The organism is Brevundimonas kwangchunensis (assembly GCF_039523815.1).
Classification (GTDB): Bacteria; Pseudomonadota; Alphaproteobacteria; order Caulobacterales; family Caulobacteraceae; genus Brevundimonas; species Brevundimonas kwangchunensis.
In genome coordinates this window covers 77,999-92,675 of record NZ_BAAAGA010000002.1, presented here as the reverse complement: position 1 = coordinate 92,675, position 14,677 = coordinate 77,999, and the positions used below count along the sequence as shown (strand labels likewise).

The 14,677-nt window shown below is 69.2% G+C and carries 17 protein-coding genes; 9 read left to right on the top strand and 8 right to left on the bottom strand.

The genetic code is table 11. The features are described 5' to 3' along the window. Positions 1–17 precede the first annotated feature (17 nt). The 3 genes from ABDZ95_RS05355 to ABDZ95_RS05345 all read left to right on the top strand — a co-directional run bounded on the left by ABDZ95_RS05355 (position 18) and on the right by ABDZ95_RS05345 (position 2,759). Entirely contained in the window at positions 18–1,088 is a 1,071-nt protein-coding gene (locus ABDZ95_RS05355; protein ID WP_343791446.1) for an NAD(P)-dependent alcohol dehydrogenase, read from the top strand. A 93-nt stretch (positions 1,089–1,181) separates the two neighbouring features. After that, on the top strand, positions 1,182–1,907 hold the full coding sequence (gene phbB / locus ABDZ95_RS05350) for an acetoacetyl-CoA reductase (protein WP_343791444.1): 726 nt from the start codon (positions 1,182–1,184) through the stop codon (positions 1,905–1,907). A 99-nt stretch (positions 1,908–2,006) separates the two neighbouring features. Then, the gene (locus tag ABDZ95_RS05345; RefSeq protein WP_343791442.1) at positions 2,007–2,759 is read left to right on the top strand and encodes a DUF4908 domain-containing protein; all 753 of its coding nucleotides are present in this window, start codon (positions 2,007–2,009) and stop codon (positions 2,757–2,759) included. On the opposite strand, the gene gloB is transcribed toward ABDZ95_RS05345, so the two are convergent. Beyond that, positions 2,756–3,478, bottom strand: a complete 723-nt coding sequence (gene gloB / locus ABDZ95_RS05340) for a hydroxyacylglutathione hydrolase (protein WP_343791440.1) — start codon at positions 3,476–3,478, stop codon at positions 2,756–2,758. The two genes, ABDZ95_RS05345 and gloB, sit on opposite strands and share 4 nt — an antisense overlap. A 45-nt stretch (positions 3,479–3,523) precedes the next feature. On the opposite strand from gloB, the gene ABDZ95_RS05335 reads away from it, so the two are divergent. The 5 genes from ABDZ95_RS05335 (at position 3,524) to ABDZ95_RS05315 (ending at position 8,196) form a co-directional block, all read left to right on the top strand. Continuing rightward, positions 3,524–4,285, top strand: a complete 762-nt coding sequence (locus tag ABDZ95_RS05335; protein WP_343791438.1) for a methyltransferase domain-containing protein — start codon at positions 3,524–3,526, stop codon at positions 4,283–4,285. A gap of 11 nt (positions 4,286–4,296) precedes the next feature. Beyond that, positions 4,297–4,800, top strand: a complete 504-nt coding sequence (locus ABDZ95_RS05330; RefSeq protein WP_343791436.1) for a SixA phosphatase family protein — start codon at positions 4,297–4,299, stop codon at positions 4,798–4,800. Beyond that, entirely contained in the window at positions 4,797–5,153 is a 357-nt protein-coding gene (locus ABDZ95_RS05325) for a DUF952 domain-containing protein (protein WP_343791434.1), read from the top strand. Before ABDZ95_RS05330 ends, ABDZ95_RS05325 begins: the two co-directional genes overlap by 4 nt. Then, positions 5,144–6,181, top strand: a complete 1,038-nt coding sequence (locus ABDZ95_RS05320; protein ID WP_343791432.1) for a quinone-dependent dihydroorotate dehydrogenase — start codon at positions 5,144–5,146, stop codon at positions 6,179–6,181. The genes ABDZ95_RS05325 and ABDZ95_RS05320 overlap by 10 nt, the downstream gene beginning before the upstream one ends. Positions 6,182–6,249: 68 nt before the next feature. Beyond that, positions 6,250–8,196: an ATP-binding protein gene (locus ABDZ95_RS05315; protein WP_343791430.1), complete on the top strand. Its 1,947-nt coding sequence runs from the start codon at positions 6,250–6,252 to the stop codon at positions 8,194–8,196. Here the strand turns inward: ABDZ95_RS05315 and ABDZ95_RS05310 are convergent. Then, the gene (locus ABDZ95_RS05310) at positions 8,157–8,606 is read right to left on the bottom strand and encodes a very short patch repair endonuclease (RefSeq protein ID WP_343791428.1); all 450 of its coding nucleotides are present in this window, start codon (positions 8,604–8,606) and stop codon (positions 8,157–8,159) included. The genes ABDZ95_RS05315 and ABDZ95_RS05310 overlap by 40 nt on opposite strands. 13 nt (positions 8,607–8,619) lie before the next feature. Further along, positions 8,620–9,105 carry a peroxiredoxin gene (locus ABDZ95_RS05305; protein WP_343791426.1) on the bottom strand — a complete coding sequence of 162 codons (486 nt, stop codon included), beginning with the start codon at positions 9,103–9,105 and terminating at the stop codon, positions 8,620–8,622. A gap of 130 nt (positions 9,106–9,235) precedes the next feature. On the opposite strand from ABDZ95_RS05305, the gene ABDZ95_RS05300 reads away from it, so the two are divergent. Further along, positions 9,236–9,805 carry a YqgE/AlgH family protein gene (locus ABDZ95_RS05300; protein ID WP_343791424.1) on the top strand — a complete coding sequence of 190 codons (570 nt, stop codon included), beginning with the start codon at positions 9,236–9,238 and terminating at the stop codon, positions 9,803–9,805. Here the strand turns inward: ABDZ95_RS05300 and ABDZ95_RS05295 are convergent. From ABDZ95_RS05295 to ABDZ95_RS05275, 5 genes are all read right to left on the bottom strand, one after another. Further along, complete coding sequence (locus ABDZ95_RS05295; RefSeq protein WP_343791422.1) at positions 9,802–11,469, bottom strand: putative bifunctional diguanylate cyclase/phosphodiesterase; 1,668 nt, start codon at positions 11,467–11,469, stop codon at positions 9,802–9,804. The genes ABDZ95_RS05300 and ABDZ95_RS05295 overlap by 4 nt on opposite strands. Positions 11,470–11,501: 32 nt before the next feature. Continuing rightward, the gene (locus tag ABDZ95_RS05290) at positions 11,502–12,092 is read right to left on the bottom strand and encodes a GNAT family N-acetyltransferase (protein WP_343791420.1); all 591 of its coding nucleotides are present in this window, start codon (positions 12,090–12,092) and stop codon (positions 11,502–11,504) included. 171 nt (positions 12,093–12,263) lie between these two features. After that, on the bottom strand, positions 12,264–13,475 hold the full coding sequence (locus ABDZ95_RS05285; protein ID WP_343791418.1) for a M16 family metallopeptidase: 1,212 nt from the start codon (positions 13,473–13,475) through the stop codon (positions 12,264–12,266). Between the two features lie 50 nt (positions 13,476–13,525). Continuing rightward, complete coding sequence (locus tag ABDZ95_RS05280) at positions 13,526–14,251, bottom strand: SURF1 family protein (protein WP_343791417.1); 726 nt, start codon at positions 14,249–14,251, stop codon at positions 13,526–13,528. Further along, a partial coding sequence (locus ABDZ95_RS05275; protein WP_343791415.1) for a DUF983 domain-containing protein occupies positions 14,252–14,677 on the bottom strand: 426 nt, incomplete at its 5' end. It lies immediately after the preceding gene.

The following is a 14,677-nucleotide window of genomic DNA, read 5'->3' as shown; positions in this document are numbered from 1 at the left end:
CCACAGGAGACCTGACCATGCCCATCGCCACCCGCGCCTTCGCCGCCGTCGCTTCCGACAAGCCGCTGGAGCCTTACAGCTTCGACCGTCGCGATCCGGGCCCGGACGATGTGGCGATCGAGATCCAGTTCGCCGGCATCTGCCACTCCGACCTGCACATCGTGAAGAACGATCTGGGCAATACCCGCTATCCGATCGTGCCCGGCCACGAGATCGCGGGCGTGGTCACGGCGGTCGGCGCCAATGTTTCGAAGTTCAAGGTCGGTGACCGCGTCGGCGTGGGCTGTATGGTCGACAGCTGCCGCACCTGCGCTTCGTGTCAGGAAGGCGAGGAGCAGTACTGCGTGCCGGGCATGACCCAGACCTATGGCTCGCCAGATCCCAAGGGCGCCGAGGTCGGCCAGAAGATCACCCAGGGCGGCTACTCCGACGCTATCGTGGTGGACCAGAATTATGTGCTGTCGGTCCCGGACAGCATTCCGCTGGACGCCGCCGCGCCTCTGCTGTGCGCCGGCATCACCACCTATTCGCCGCTGAAGCACTGGAAGGTCGGACCCGGCTCGAAGGTCGCCGTCATCGGTCTGGGCGGTCTGGGTCACATGGCGGTCAAACAGGCGGCGGCTCTCGGCGCGGAAGTCACCGTCGTGTCGACCTCGGATCGCAAGAAGGCCGACGCCGAGCGGATGGGCGCGAAGCATTTCCTGATCAACTCGGACAAGGCCGCCATGCAGGCCGCCGCCGAGAAGTTCGACCTGATCATCAACACCGTCTCGGCCACCCACGAGATCGCCAGCCACGTGCAGTTACTGGCGCGCGACGGCACCATGGTGATGCTGGGCCTGACCACCGAAGGCCTGCCGGTCTATGCGATGGGCCTGCTGTGGCGTCGCCGCTCGGTCGCCGGCTCGCTGATCGGCGGCATCCGCGAGACGCAGGAGATGCTCGACTTCTGCGCCGAGCACGGCATCGCCTCGGACATCGAGGTGATCGGGCCGGACCAGATCAACGAAGCCTATGAACGTCTGGAGAAGTCCGACGTGCGCTATCGCTTCGTCATCGACATGACCCGTCTGGCGAAAGCGGCATAACACCGACTTCCCGCGCAACGTGTCGCGAGCTAAAGCGTATGCCTAGCAGGCGGCCCGCTCGAGAGGCCGCCGCGTCAGGACAAGGAAGCGCTCATGGCTCGCGTCGCACTGGTGACGGGTGGTACCCGCGGTATCGGCAAGGCGATCGTCCAGCGGATGAAGGAAGACGGCCTTCTGGTCGCCGCCGGCTACTCGGGCAATACCGAGGCCGCCGAGGCGACCGCCCGCGAGTTGGGCGTTATGGTGGTGAAGGGCAACGTCGGCTCTTATGAGGACTGCGCCCGCGCCGTCGCAGACGTCGAGGCCGAACTGGGCCCGATCGACGTGCTGGTGAACAACGCCGGCATCACCCGCGACGGCTTCTTCCACAAGATGAGCGCCGACCAGTGGTCCGACGTGATCCGGGTCAACATGGACAGCGTGTTCAACATGACACGCCAGGTGATCAACGGCATGCGCGACCGCGGCCACGGCCGCATCATCAACATCTCCTCGATCAACGGCCAGAAGGGCCAGATCGGCCAGACCAACTATTCGGCCGCCAAGGCCGGCATGATCGGCTTCACCAAGGCGCTGGCGCTGGAAAACGCGCGCAAGGGCGTGACCGTGAACTGCATCGCGCCGGGCTATATCGACACCGAGATGGTGGGGGCGATGGACGAGAAGGTTCTGGCGGGAATCGTGGCCCAGATCCCGGTCGGAAGGCTCGGAAAAGGCGAGGAAATCGCCGACATGGTGTCCTGGCTGGCCGGCGAGCGTGCCGGATATGTCACAGGGTGTACCCTGTCACTGAACGGCGGTCAGTATCTCGTCGGCTAGACCCGCCCCGCCCAAAATCCGCCGCGTGTCGATTCCACCTGTCTGTCCATGGAGTTGACGGCAAAGGTCAGAACGGCGCTGAGGCCGCTTCCGACCACGATGGCGATCGCCGTCGTGGCCGTCGCCCTGTCGTTCGCGTCCGGCGTCGTCGCCCAGGAGCGCGGCAATGCCCAGGCCGAGCAGAGCCGTGATCTTCGCCTCCGCGGCGGGGTGTCTCCGGTGCTGCCGGCCGCGGGACGTTACGTTTCCGATTCCGGCGAAGGCTTCACCCTGGATCGTTCGGGTCAGCGTCCGCTGCTGCGGTTCGATCGCCGGGACGAAACCTGGGTGCTGCGCCCCACGGCGGCGCCGCGCGGGGACATCATCTATCGCAACGACGCCGGCCAGCAGATTCTGCGCGTGACGCCCGGCGGCGGCATGACGGTCTATACGACCCGCACTCCCGGCGGTTCGCCTGTCTCGTTCGCCGGCGAGGGCGAGAACCTGGCGCCGCCGACGCTCGGTCCCGCCCAGCTGTTCCAGCTGATGACCCGCCGCAGCGCCATGCTCAGCAGCGCGCTGGGCCGCCTGATCGAGATCAATATCGACACCGGACAGGACGCCGAGGGACTGACCGTGGAGGCGTTGATCCTGTCGACGGACGCCGTGCTGCGGATCGCCCGCTCACCGACCAGCCGGTCGACGCTGACCCAACTGCGCCGCATCGTGATCGTCGAGGGTTCGCGCCCGTCGGTGGCCTACTCCCGGGGCGACCTGCGCATCGTCGTGGCCCCGGATCAGGGCGTGGCGGGCCGTCCGTCGTCGGCCCGCGTGATCCGCGCCTTCCTCGTGCAGGAAGCGCCCCGGCGCTAGAAACTGTCCTTGCCGGCCCTGAGGGCGGCGAAGGTTTCGGCGTCCCTCGCCCGGACGAACGGGTTGAACCGCTTTTCGGAACCTATGGTCGTCGGCACGGTCGGCTCGCCGCGGTCGCGCATCGCGAAGATCTCCGCCGCGCGCGCCGCTGTCTCCTCGCGATCGTCGACGCTGAGCGTGAAGCGGGCGTTGGAGGCGGTGTATTCGTGGGCGCACCAGATGACCGTCTGGTCCGGCCATGAGGCGAGGGTCTGGAGGCTGGTCCACATCTGCTCCGGCGCACCCTCGAACAGGCGACCGCAGCCCAGAACGAACATCACGTCGCCGACGAAGGCCTGGGCGTCTGCGACCGAGCGATAGACGATATGGCCCAGGGTGTGGCCCGGCGCGTCGGTGATCTCGAACGCGGTCTCGCCCAGAATGACGGTGTCACCGCCCTTCACCACGCGATCCAGCGGCGCGGCGCGACGGACCTCCTCGGGTCCGACGATCTCGCAGCCATGCGTGGCCTTCAGGGCGGCGTTCCCTTGCGTGTGATCCGGGTGCCAGTGGGTGTTCAGGATCAGATCCAGCCGCCCCCAGCCCGACTGCGCCAGATCAGCGAGAATGGCGTCGGCGTCGGGTGTGTCGACAGCCGCGACCATGCCGGTCGCGCCATCGCGGATCAGCAGGCCATAGTTGTCGCTCAGGCAGGGAAAGAGGCGGACGTCGAGGGTCATGCCAGCATTCTGGCAGCGGCGTCCCGCGGGGTCTATGCTGGCGCCATGCGCCGCAGCATCGATGACCTGAGGATTTTCTACGGCGAGCCCGCGGGAGCGACCGCGCGGCGAATGCTGGCGCGTCGGCTGGAGGATGCCTGGGGCGAGGCCCCGAACTGCGACGTGCTGGGCCTCGGCTACGCCACACCGTGGCTGGAAGCCTTTGTGGGCGCCCGCCGCATCGTCGCCGCCATGCCGGGCGGACAGGGTGTCGAACAGTGGCCTCTCGTGGGCCGGAATCGGACCTTGCTGGTGGACGATCGCCGCCTGCCCTTCGCCGCCGGATCGTTCGACCGCATCCTGCTGGTCCACGCGCTGGAGGAGGCGGACGACGCCCAGGCGCTGATGACCGAGGCAGTGCGCGCCCTCGCCCCGGCCGGGCGGATCATCCTCGTGGCGGCCGCGCGTGGCGGACTGTGGTCGCGGTCCGAGAACACGCCCTTCGGCCATGGTCGCCCCTTCACCCGTCGCCAGCTCGAACAGCTGGTGCGCGAGGCGGGGCTCGAGCCGACGGCATGGAGCCAGACGCTCTATGTGCCGCCGTGGGGGCCGATGCTGCCGATGGCCGATGGACTGGAGCAGGTCGGCCGCCGGCTCATGCCGGGCGCGGCGGGCGTGATCCTGCTGGAGGCCACGCGACAGGCCTATGCGCGCATCCAGGGAGGAGCCGCCGCCACGGTGCAGGTCCTGTCGCCACTGCCCGCGTTGAAGCCTCAACCTGCCGGTCGTGTCGGTGGTGATCTGGCCAGTCGGCGCGAACGCCCCTAAAGCAGCGGGCCATGCAGCGACTGATCCTGATGCGCCATGCCGAGGCCGAGCGCGCGGCTTCCTCCGGCCGTGACCGGGACCGCGTCCTGTCCGCCCGGGGCCGCGACGACGCTGCCCTGATGGGCCGTGCGCTGGCGAAGCGAGGCCTGCGTCCAGACCACGCCGTCGTCTCCCCCGCCGCCCGCACCAGCGAGACCTGGGAGCTGGTGCACGAGGCCATGGGCGACGTGCAGGTGACCCAGCCGGACGCGACCTACAACGGCTCGGCCGACACCCTGCGCCGCTATGTCGAGGACAAGGCCGACGAGGCGGGCTGCCTGATCGTCGTTGCCCATAATCCGGGCGTCCATCAGCTGGCGGTCGAATACCTGATCGAGGGCGCGGCCTCGCCCGCCATCGTCGACCGGATGACCGGGGGCTTCCCGCCCGGCGCGGCGGCTATCTTCTCGGTCGATGTAGCCGAGCGGCTGACATTCGAGGGCTTCCTGCAGCCTGCCGACCTGACCGCCGAATGAGCGAGGTCGCCTGGAAGCTGGCGGACGTCGCCGAGTGGGAGGCCGCGCGGGCATCGGGCGCCTATGCCGGGTCGGCGCTCGATCTGGCCGACGGCTTCATCCATCTGTCGACCGGCGCGCAACTGGCCGAGACGGCGCGCAAACACTACGCGGGTCGCCGGGATCTGGTGCTGGTCGAGGTGGCGCTGGCCGACCTCGGCGACACGCTGAAGTTCGAGCCGTCGCGCGGCGGCGACCTGTTCCCGCACATCTATGGCGCCCTGCCCTTCAGCGCAGTCCGCGGCGAGCGACGGCTGCATGTTGACGAAGCAGGCGTGATGCAGTTCGACGATGGAGCGACCGGATGGGGCTGACCGACCTGGGCGCCGCCCTGCTGCGGACGCTGGAGCCCGAGACGGCCCACAATCTGTCGATCCGCGCCTTGCAGTGGACGCCTCTTCCACCGGCGCCGGCTGACGATCCGATCCTTGCGACGACGGTGGCCGGTTTGCGCCTGCCCAACCCGGTCGGGCTGGCCGCCGGTCTGGACAAGAACGGGGTCGCCCTGCACGGCCTCGCGCGTCTGGGCTTCGGCTTCGTGGAGTGCGGCTCGGTCACACCGAAGGCCCAACCGGGCAATCCGAAACCGCGCCTGTTTCGCCTGTCCGAAGACCGGGCGATCATCAACCGGATGGGATTCAACAACGCCGGTCTGGACGCCTTCGCCGACCAGTTGGCCCGCCGTCCGCGCCACGCCGTGGTCGGGGCCAATCTGGGGGCCAACAAGGATACCGAGGACAAGGCCGCGGACTACGTCGCCGGTCTGGTGCGGGTGAAGGGGCTGGCGGACTACGTCACCGTCAACGTGTCCTCGCCCAACACGCCTGGCCTGCGCGCGCTGCAGGGTCGGGCGCAACTTGATGACCTGCTGGGCCGTCTGGCCGAAGCCCGCGGCGGCGACGCCACGCCGGTCTTCCTGAAGGTGGCTCCTGACCTAGAGGACGGCGAGATGGCCATGATCGTCGAGGCGGCGATCGATCACCGGATCGACGCCCTGATCGTGTCCAACACCACGCTGGATCGCCCGGCCTCGCTGCGCTCCGCGGACAAGGGCCAAAGCGGTGGCCTGTCGGGCGCGCCGTTGAAGAGCCGGGCGTCGCTGGCGCTGCGTTCGGCGGCCGAGGCATCGGGGGGACGACTGCCACTGATCGCCGTCGGCGGCATCGAGTCCGGCGCCGACGCCTGGGACCGGATCCGGGCGGGCGCCTCGGCGATCCAGATCTATTCGGCCCTGATCTACGAGGGCCCCGGACTGGTCGGACGCATCAAGCGCGATCTGGCCGCGCGCGCCCGCGCCGAGAGCTTCTCCACCATCGCCGAAGCCGTCGCAACCGCCCGTTGACGGAGCGTTAGGGCAACCTCGGGATACTGACGGGAAGGGCGAACCATGCCCACTCTCCGGGGAGCCGTATGGCGATCGCCACGACCGACACGCCGACGCCAGAGCCCGGCCTCTGGGCCAGCGCCATCCGCGAGCGACGCAAGGCGTTGCTGCTGCGGCTCGGCATGGCGGCCGCCAGCGCGCTGGTCTTCAGCCCCCTGATCGGCTGGGACGTCAGTGCGGTCTGGGTGCTCGGTTACTTCGTCATCCAGGCGCTGGACATGTGGGTGTTCTCGCCCATCGTCAGCGGCAAGGCCGAACGTCTGCATGGCCTGCGCAAGGTCGCAGGCGGCGCCATGCTGCTGATCAACGCCGCCTATTTCGGCAGTCTGTCGGTGCCCCTGTGGTGGGTCGGCGGGCCGATGGGGGGCGTCTGCGCCGCGATGCTGCTGTCGGCCGGCGCCATCTATTCGACGGTCAACGCGCCGCGGTCGCGCGCCGTCCTGTGGCTGACGGTGACGCCGCAGTTCCTGTATCTGGTGTCGATCCCGCTGTTCATGTGGCTGTTCGAGGCCTCGCCGGCCTTCGTGACGGCGGCCGGCATTTCGGTCGGCGTCTTCATCACCTACTGCCTGTCGACCTGGTCGCGCATGAACGACGCGCGCACCGCCGAGAGCAAGGCGCGGCTGGAGGCGGATCAGAAGCGTCTGGACGCCGAGCGCATCATGGCGGGCCGTAGCGCCTTCCTTGCCGCCGTCGGCCACGACCTGCGCACCCCGATCAGCGCCATCCTGACCGGCGCCGGCGAACTGGAGCACAATGCGACGGACGGCTCGGCCCGCGCGCAGGCCCGGTTGATCAGCGACGCCGGCTTCATGATGAAGGCCCTGCTGGACGACCTGCTGGACCACGCCAAGCTGGAAGCCGGCCACATGACGGTCGACAGCGTCGACTTCAATCTGCGTGATCTGCTGAACCAGACCGCGCGCCTGTGGCGCGGCCCGGCGCGGGCCAAGGGCCTGAAGCTTCGCGTCGAGGGCGCCGCCCGTATTCCGGACTCGGTGCGCGGCGATCCGATGCGCCTGCGTCAGGTGCTGAACAACCTTGTCTCGAACGCGATGAAGTTCACCGAGACTGGCTCCATCACCCTGCGCCTGGACGCCTGGGCCGAAGAGCCTGCCGGCTACAACATCCTGATCGAGGTCGCCGATACCGGCCCCGGCATGACCCCGGCCCAGCTCGCGCGTCTGTTCACGCCGTTCGACCAGACCGAGGACGGCGTCAGCGCCCGCCACGGCGGCACCGGCCTGGGCCTGGCCATCAGCCGCCAGTTCGCCCAGCTGATGGGCGGTCGCCTGACCGCCCGCAGCCGCCCCGGCGAGGGCGCCAACTTCACCCTGGCCCTGCGCCTGCAGCCCGGCGAGGCCGTCGTCGTTGCGTCCCCGTCGACGGCGCTGAGCCAGGAAAGCCGCGACGCCGTCGCCCGTGTGCTGGGCTCGCGCCCCACGACCGCTGCAGAGCCCCAGGCTCTCGAGGATGCGCCGCTGCCCGCGCTCGTCGTCGAACGCGCGCCCGTCGCGGTCGCCGAGGAGCCCGCCGAGTACGACGCCGGGGAAGAGGAAGACCGCCCGATGCGGGTCCTCGTCGTTGACGACCACGACATCAACCGCCGCGCCATCCAGCTGATCCTCCAACCGCTGGGCTGCGATATCGATACGGCCGCCGACGGCATGGCCGCGCTGAAGATCTGCGACGCCAAGGCCTTCGACCTGATCTTCATGGACGTGCGCATGCCGGAACTCGACGGTCGCGAAACGACGAAGCGCATCCGCGCCGGGGGCGGAGCCAACGCCCATGTGCCGATCATCGCGGTGACGGCCGACACTGCGCCGGAAGACATCGCCGCCTGCAACGCCGCGGGCATGACCTATTTCGTGCCCAAGCCGATCACCCCGCCGATGCTGCTGGGCGCCATCACCCATGTGATGACCATGGCTCAGTCGGACGAGGAAGAGATCGAGACGGCCGCCGCCTGATCCCGCACGACCGCAAGCAGGCGGTCGGGAAAGCCAGGCGCTTTCATTGCGCACTCCCAGACGGTGATCACCCGCCAGCCGGAGGCGGCGAGCGCGGCGGCGTTGGCCGCGTCACGCGTGCGGTTCCGCCCGATCTTCGATGTCCAGTAGTCTGCATTGGCCTTGGGCTGTCGCGCGCCGCGCGGGCAGTCGTGGCCGTGCCAGAAACAGCCGTGGACGAAGACGGCGATCCGCCTCCCCTTCATCACGATGTCCGGTTTGCCGGGGAGCCCCTGCCCGCCCAGCCTGTAGCCGATCCCGGCCGCGCGCAGGATCCCGCGCACGGCCAGTTCCGGTTTGGTGTCCTTCCCCTTCACGCGGGCCATGACGGCGCTGCGCTTCTGGGGAGTGAAGACGTCCGATCCGCTCATCGAGCGGATCGGATCAGAGCTGCGTCAGCAGGTGCTCGGCCGACGAGACCTTGAACTCGCCCGGCTGCTCGATGTTCAGCTGGGTCACGACGCCGTCCTTGACGATCATCGAGTAGCGCTGCGAGCGCTCGCCCATGCCGAAGCCCTTGGCGTCCATCGACAGGCCCAGCTGACGGGTGAAGTCGCCGTTGCCGTCGCCCAGCATCAGGATGTCCGACTTGCCGATGCCCTGGCTGTCCGCCCAGGCGCCCATGACGAAGGCGTCGTTGACCGAGACGCAGGCGACGCTGTCGACGCCCTTGGCGGTCAGGTCGCCGCGGCTGTCCTTGAAGCCCGGCAGATGGCGGGCCGAACAGGTCGGGGTGAAGGCGCCCGGAACGGCGAACAGGGCCACGGTCTTGCCGGCGAAGATGTCGTCGGTGGTGACGGGCTTGGGCCCGTCGTCGGTCGCCTGGGTCAGGGTGGCCGAGGGGATGCGATCGCCGATCTGGACGGTCATGGTCAAGGCTCCGATGGGGTGTGAGATTCAAACTCTCCGACCAGATAGGCGTTGCACGTTCGCTCGCCAACAGCCCAGGTGCGTCCATGCCGCCCTTGCGCGACGAACTCCGGCTTCCGATGATAGGACCATGGACGACTTCCAGAACCTGACCGGCCGGCTGCTCGTGGCCATGCCGGGCATCGAGGACGAGCGGTTCGAGCATGCGGTGATCCTGATCTGCGCGCACGAGCCGGATCACGCCATGGGTCTGCGCCTCGACCGGCCCGCGCCGGGCGTCGATCTGAAGGCCGTTCTCGTCAGTCTGAAGACCGAAGCGCCGGACGACGCCGCCGATCGTGCGGTGCTGGTCGGCGGACCGGTGGAGCGCGAGCGGGGCTTCGTCCTGCACACCGACGACTGGATGTCCGAGGACGGCTCGCTGGCCTTTGGCGAGGGCATGGCCATCACAGGAACGCGCGAGGCGCTGGCGGCCATGGTCGACCCAGTCTCGGGCCCGCGGAAGTCCGTCCTGATGCTGGGCTATGCCGGCTGGGGCGACGGACAGCTGGAGGACGAGCTGGGCGAGAATGTCTGGCTGACCGCCGACGCCGATCCGGCGCTGATCTTCGACACCGACTACGCCGAGAAATGGGGCAAGGCCGTCGCCAAGCTGGGCGTCGATCCGGCCCAGCTGTCGGGCCAAAGCGGGCGGGCCTAGGCGGAGCGCGCCTTCAGCGGCGCCACGCCATCCGCCAGCGACTCGTTCAGATAGACCTCGGCGCCCTGGGCCGGCAAGGCCTGTGCGTAGCCGAAGCCCTGACCGTAGTGGCAGCTGGCGTCGAGCAGAAGCTTGGCGAGGCCGGCGTTCTCCACGCCCTCGGCGACGACTTCCAGCGACAGGTCGCGACCGAGGTTGACGACCGACTTGACGATCTTCGCCGAGCCCTCGTCCTTGTCCATGGTCAGAACGAAGTAGCGGTCGATCTTCAGCGTATCGAACGGCAGCTTGGCCAGATAGCTGAGCGAAGAGAAGCCGGTGCCGAAGTCGTCCAGCGCCAGCGAGGCGCCGGCGTCGCGCAGGCGGCGCAGCGTCTCGGCCGCGCGCGTCGTATCGCGCATGATGTCGCCTTCGGTGACCTCCAGCTTCAGGGCGCCACGCGGCAAGCCGGCGTCCTGAATGATCTGGGTGACGTCCTCGACCAGATTGACGCGCTCGATCTCGCCGACCGACAGGTTGACGCTGCAGAACAGCTTTCCGGCTGCGGGGTGACGCTGCAGCCACTCGGCCAGCTGGCGCGCGGACTGGCGCATCATCAGCAGCCCCAGCTCGTGCATCAGGCCCATCTCGTCGGCGAGGCCGAGGAACTCGTCCGGCGGGACCATGCCGCGCTGCGGATGCAGCCAGCGGGCGAGGGCCTCGAAGCCGGCCACCGCTCCCGTCTGCAGGTTCACGATGGGCTGGTAGAAGGGCACGATCTCGCCGCGCACGAAGGCGTTGCGCAGGTCCGCTTCCAGAGCCAGCCGGGACAGGCTGTCGCTCTCCAGCGCGCGCCCATAGGCGGCGACGCCGCCACGGCCGGCGGTCTTGGCCTGCTCGACCGCCAGCTCGACCCGGCGCAGCAGTTCGGACGGATCGGCCGCGTCGGGGCCGCCCTCGATCGAGACGGCGCCGATGGAGACGGTCGGATAGATGTCAAAGCCCGCGACGCGCAGGGGCTGCTCCAGCGCCTCCCGCATGCGTTCGGCGGCCGGAATGGAGCCACGCGGCACGATCAGGGCGAACTCGTCCTCGCCGATGCGGGCGGCCGAGGCCTCATGGGCGAAGGCGGCGTTCAGGCGCGAGCCCAGCGCCGACAGCACCAGATCGGCCCGCTCGTGGCCCAGCGCCTCGTTCAGACGGCGAAGGCGGTCGACATCGGCTACGACCAGCTCGAACTCGCCGGTCTGGGTCAGCAGTTCGCCGGTGCGGGCGATGAAGGTGCGACGGTCCAGCAGGCCGGTCAGGTGGTCGCGGTGCGAGGCGGCGAACTTGGTCTCCAGCGCCACCACGCCGGCGGCGCGCAGGCCGTCTTCCAGCCAGACGCCGCGCCAGATGCAGGTCTCGGAATCGCGCATGCGCAGGCGGATGGCGACCTCGGTCCCCTCCTCCTGCGGCTTCAGAATCTTTTCAGCCAGCGCCCGGTCCTGCGGCACGGCGACGGCGACGAAGGCCGCGCCCGAGCATTCGGGGGCCAGCGGGCCGAGGCCCAGGGCGCGCGTCGCGCCGGTGAACCGCATCTGGTCTTCAGAAGGGGTCCAGATCCACAGCGCCGTGTCCGCCGCCGCGAGAGCCTCGATGGCGGTCGTCGCATCCCAGGCCAGACTTCTGGAGCGAGTATTCAAGGCGAGTGACCGGTCCTGTCAGGGGGCTGACGTCAGCCGCCGCGCCCGACCCCGTCATTGACGCAGCCGAACAGGAGATGATCTGCCCAACCGCCGTTAATTTTGAGATAAGCCCGGGCCTTCCCTTCCAGCTCGAAGCCCGATTTCTCCAGCACCCGGCGCGATCCGGTGTTGGAGGGCACGCAGGCGGCCTCGACCCGGTGCAGGTTCAGGCTGTCGAAGGCGTAGCCGATCATGGCGGTGACCGCAGCCGTGGCCAGTCCCCGCCCGGCGAACCGCTGGCCGATCCAGTAACCGAGGGTGCCGGTCTCCGAGACGCCGCGGCGAATGTTGGACAGGGTGATCGCCCCGACGAGTTGCCGATCCTGCTCCGCGAGGATGAAGAAGGGCCAGGCGTTCCCGGCTTCCATCTCGCGCTGATAGATGCCCAGCCGGCGCTTGAAGGCGGCGCGGGTCAGGTCGTCCTCGGGCCAGAGCGGCTCCCACGGCTGGAGATAGGCGTAGGACTCCTGCCGCAGCGCCGCCCAGTGTTCGTAATCGCTGGCGCGCGGCGGGCGCAGGACGACACCCTTGCCCTTCACCACAGGCCCCGCGGCCTCGCTGATCCAGTCCAGTAGCGCCATCGGGGGCCAGTTTATCTCTTCCCGCGAAGCGGAGAAATCCTTCGATTCCAGCGAAGGTTCATCACAATGAACACAACGAGGCACAGCGGTCACGACGGTACCGAGCGCGCTGTGTTCGTTGTGCCTCGCTGTGCTCGCCGTGATGAAACGGCTGCCCTTCGGGCGAGACGATCACCCGAACAGCGCCTCCCGGAACGCCGCACCGGCCGGAGCCGCCGCTTTCGGCCCGAGAACCGCCGTCGCCGTCAGACCAGCGGACAGGCAGCCTGCCGCGACCGCGCGCACGTCGTCGATCGTCTGCGCAGTCGTGCGCTCCGCCATGATGTCCGACGGGATCAGGCGGCCGAAGACCAGCACCTGCGCCGCCGCCCGGCCTGCGCGCGAGGCCGGGCTCTCGTCCGACATCCAGAGGCCGGCGTTCAGCACCGCCTTGGCCCGCGACAGCTCGGCGGCCGTGGGGCCATCCTTCGCAAGCGCCTTCAGCTCGGCCGCGCAGACGCGGGCCAGTTCCACGGCGCGATCCGCCGAGGCGCCGGAGTAGATGCCGAGAATGCCCGCATCCTCATAGGGCTCGTGATAGGCGTCGATGGCATAGGCCAGTCCGCGTTCCTCGCGGGCGCTCTGGAACAGGCGCGAGGCCATGCCGCCGCCGAGGATCTCGGTCATCAGACGGGCCGCCGGATAGGCCGCATCCGTGGCCGACGGGGCCGGCAACTGGAACACGATATTGGCCTGCTCGATGCGTCGGTTCAGGGCCGCGTCGCCGCCGGTGAAGCGGGGCACGTCGGGCGCCTCGGCCGGGGTCGCGGCCTCGCCGCCGAACCAGCGCTGCGCCAGCTCCAGCAGTTCCACCTCGTCCACCGCGCCGGAGGCCACGACCACCATCCGGTCGGGTGAGTACAGCCGGGCGCGCCAGGCGCCGATGGAGGTGCGGTCGATGGGCTTCAGGCTGGCGACGGAGCCGAGGATGGGCCGACCCAGCGGCTGGCCCGCGAAGGCGCGTGTCTGGGCCATCTCGAAGACGTGGTCGTCGGGCGTGTCGAAGGCCTCGGCGATCTCCTGCGCGACGACATCCTTCTCGCGCTCGATCTCGGCCGGATCGAGCGTGGGGCGGAAGACGAGGTCGGACACCACCTGCATGGCCAGCGGCAGGGAGCCCTGCAGCGCCCGCACCTCGAAGCTGGTGCGCTCATAGCCGGTGGCGGCGTTGATGGAGCCGCCCTCGGCCTCAATCCGCTCGACGATGTCACGCGCGCCCATGTCGCCGGCGCCCTTGAACACCAGATGCTCGAGGCAGTGCGACCAACCGGATGTCGCCTCGCTCTCCCACTTGGCCCCGCCGCGCACGGCGACGGTCAGGGCGAGGGTGCGCAGGCCCGGCATCGGATCGCAGACGACGCGGACGCCGTTCGGCAGGGTGTGGAGGGTGGCGGTCAGGTGGAGCTCTTTTCGGTCTCGCCGGAGGGCGTCGGGGCGCTCAACTTGCGCCGGAGCAAGGCGATGTAGAAACCGACCAGCGCGATCGCCAGCCCGAACCAGGTCATCGCATAGCCGAGATGGTTGTTGGAGAAGGCGGCAGGCGGCGCATGCGGGCGCAGCGCTTGCCAGTCCGGGTTGGACGAGGTTGTGGCGAAGATCATGGGCGAGGCCAGCCACTTGTCGGCGCCCAGCGCCCGTCCCATCGCCTGATGATCGCGGGCGTAGAAATGGTTGCCTTCCGGCGGCGGGGCGAACTGCGACGGCTCTGGCGGCATGCGGACCTGACCGACAATGCGCACAGGCGTCGTCGAGGGCTGTACAGGCGGCCGGGCCGACACGGTGTCGGGCACGAAGCCCCGGTCGACGAGGGTGACCATCGGCTCGGACGGCAGCGGACAGACGGAGATCAGGCGCACGCCGGCCTGACCGTCCTCGATGGTCTGCAACTCGACGAACGGCGCGGTCGCGAGGCCCGGGCAGTCGATGATGACCGACCGGAACTCGTCGGTCGGACGATAGGCCTGCATGACCGGAACGGGCGGCATGGCGGCGGCGGCCTCGGCGGCCGCGATCAGGCCCGACTTCCACTGCAGCCGCTGCACCTGCCAGACGCCGAGCGACAGCAGCAGGGCCAGCGCGAGGGCGCAGACGAGGGTCAGGATCCAGGGGAAACGGCGCATCTAGTCCTCCCCATTCAGGGGAGGGGGACCATGCGAAGCATGGTGGAGGGGCGATAGCGGCGCGCGCTGATGCGCCCCTCCACCGCCGCGCGGTCCCCCTCCCCCGTTGGGGGAGGAAGACATCTGCAGCGCGATCATCACGCCCTTTCCCGGGCGCATCAGGCCCAGCGACAGGGCGGCGACCAGAGGCAGGGCGACAGCCAGCATGGCCCAGATGGGCGGGCTGAAGGCGATCTGCACATAGAGGGCCGAGAAGACCACGATGCCGCCGGCGATCTGCATGATGAAGATCGCCGCGCCGTCGCCGGTGTTCAGGCGGCTGAAGTCGAAGCCGCAGGCAGCGCAGCGCTCGACGACCTTGAGGAAGCCCGCGAACAGGGCGCCCTGCCCGCAATGCGGACAGCGACAACGCAGACCGGCGCGGAT

Excerpts from the sequence above, each read along its gene's own strand:
- ABDZ95_RS05355 (WP_343791446.1), top strand. The coding sequence starts at position 18 with ATGCCCATCGCCACCCGCGCCTTCGCCGCCGTCGCTTCCGACAAGCCG.
- phbB (WP_343791444.1), top strand. The coding sequence starts at position 1,182 with ATGGCTCGCGTCGCACTGGTGACGGGTGGTACCCGCGGTATCGGCAAG.
- ABDZ95_RS05345 (WP_343791442.1), top strand. The coding sequence starts at position 2,007 with ATGGCGATCGCCGTCGTGGCCGTCGCCCTGTCGTTCGCGTCCGGCGTC.
- gloB (WP_343791440.1), bottom strand. The coding sequence starts at position 3,478 with ATGACCCTCGACGTCCGCCTCTTTCCCTGCCTGAGCGACAACTATGGC.
- ABDZ95_RS05335 (WP_343791438.1), top strand. The coding sequence starts at position 3,524 with ATGCGCCGCAGCATCGATGACCTGAGGATTTTCTACGGCGAGCCCGCG.
- ABDZ95_RS05330 (WP_343791436.1), top strand. The coding sequence starts at position 4,297 with ATGCAGCGACTGATCCTGATGCGCCATGCCGAGGCCGAGCGCGCGGCT.
- ABDZ95_RS05325 (WP_343791434.1), top strand. The coding sequence starts at position 4,797 with ATGAGCGAGGTCGCCTGGAAGCTGGCGGACGTCGCCGAGTGGGAGGCC.
- ABDZ95_RS05320 (WP_343791432.1), top strand. The coding sequence starts at position 5,144 with ATGGGGCTGACCGACCTGGGCGCCGCCCTGCTGCGGACGCTGGAGCCC.
- ABDZ95_RS05315 (WP_343791430.1), top strand. The coding sequence starts at position 6,250 with ATGGCGATCGCCACGACCGACACGCCGACGCCAGAGCCCGGCCTCTGG.
- ABDZ95_RS05310 (WP_343791428.1), bottom strand. The coding sequence starts at position 8,606 with ATGAGCGGATCGGACGTCTTCACTCCCCAGAAGCGCAGCGCCGTCATG.
- ABDZ95_RS05305 (WP_343791426.1), bottom strand. The coding sequence starts at position 9,105 with ATGACCGTCCAGATCGGCGATCGCATCCCCTCGGCCACCCTGACCCAG.
- ABDZ95_RS05300 (WP_343791424.1), top strand. The coding sequence starts at position 9,236 with ATGGACGACTTCCAGAACCTGACCGGCCGGCTGCTCGTGGCCATGCCG.
- ABDZ95_RS05290 (WP_343791420.1), bottom strand. The coding sequence starts at position 12,092 with ATGGCGCTACTGGACTGGATCAGCGAGGCCGCGGGGCCTGTGGTGAAG.
- ABDZ95_RS05285 (WP_343791418.1), bottom strand. The coding sequence starts at position 13,475 with ATGCCGGGCCTGCGCACCCTCGCCCTGACCGTCGCCGTGCGCGGCGGG.
- ABDZ95_RS05280 (WP_343791417.1), bottom strand. The coding sequence starts at position 14,251 with ATGCGCCGTTTCCCCTGGATCCTGACCCTCGTCTGCGCCCTCGCGCTG.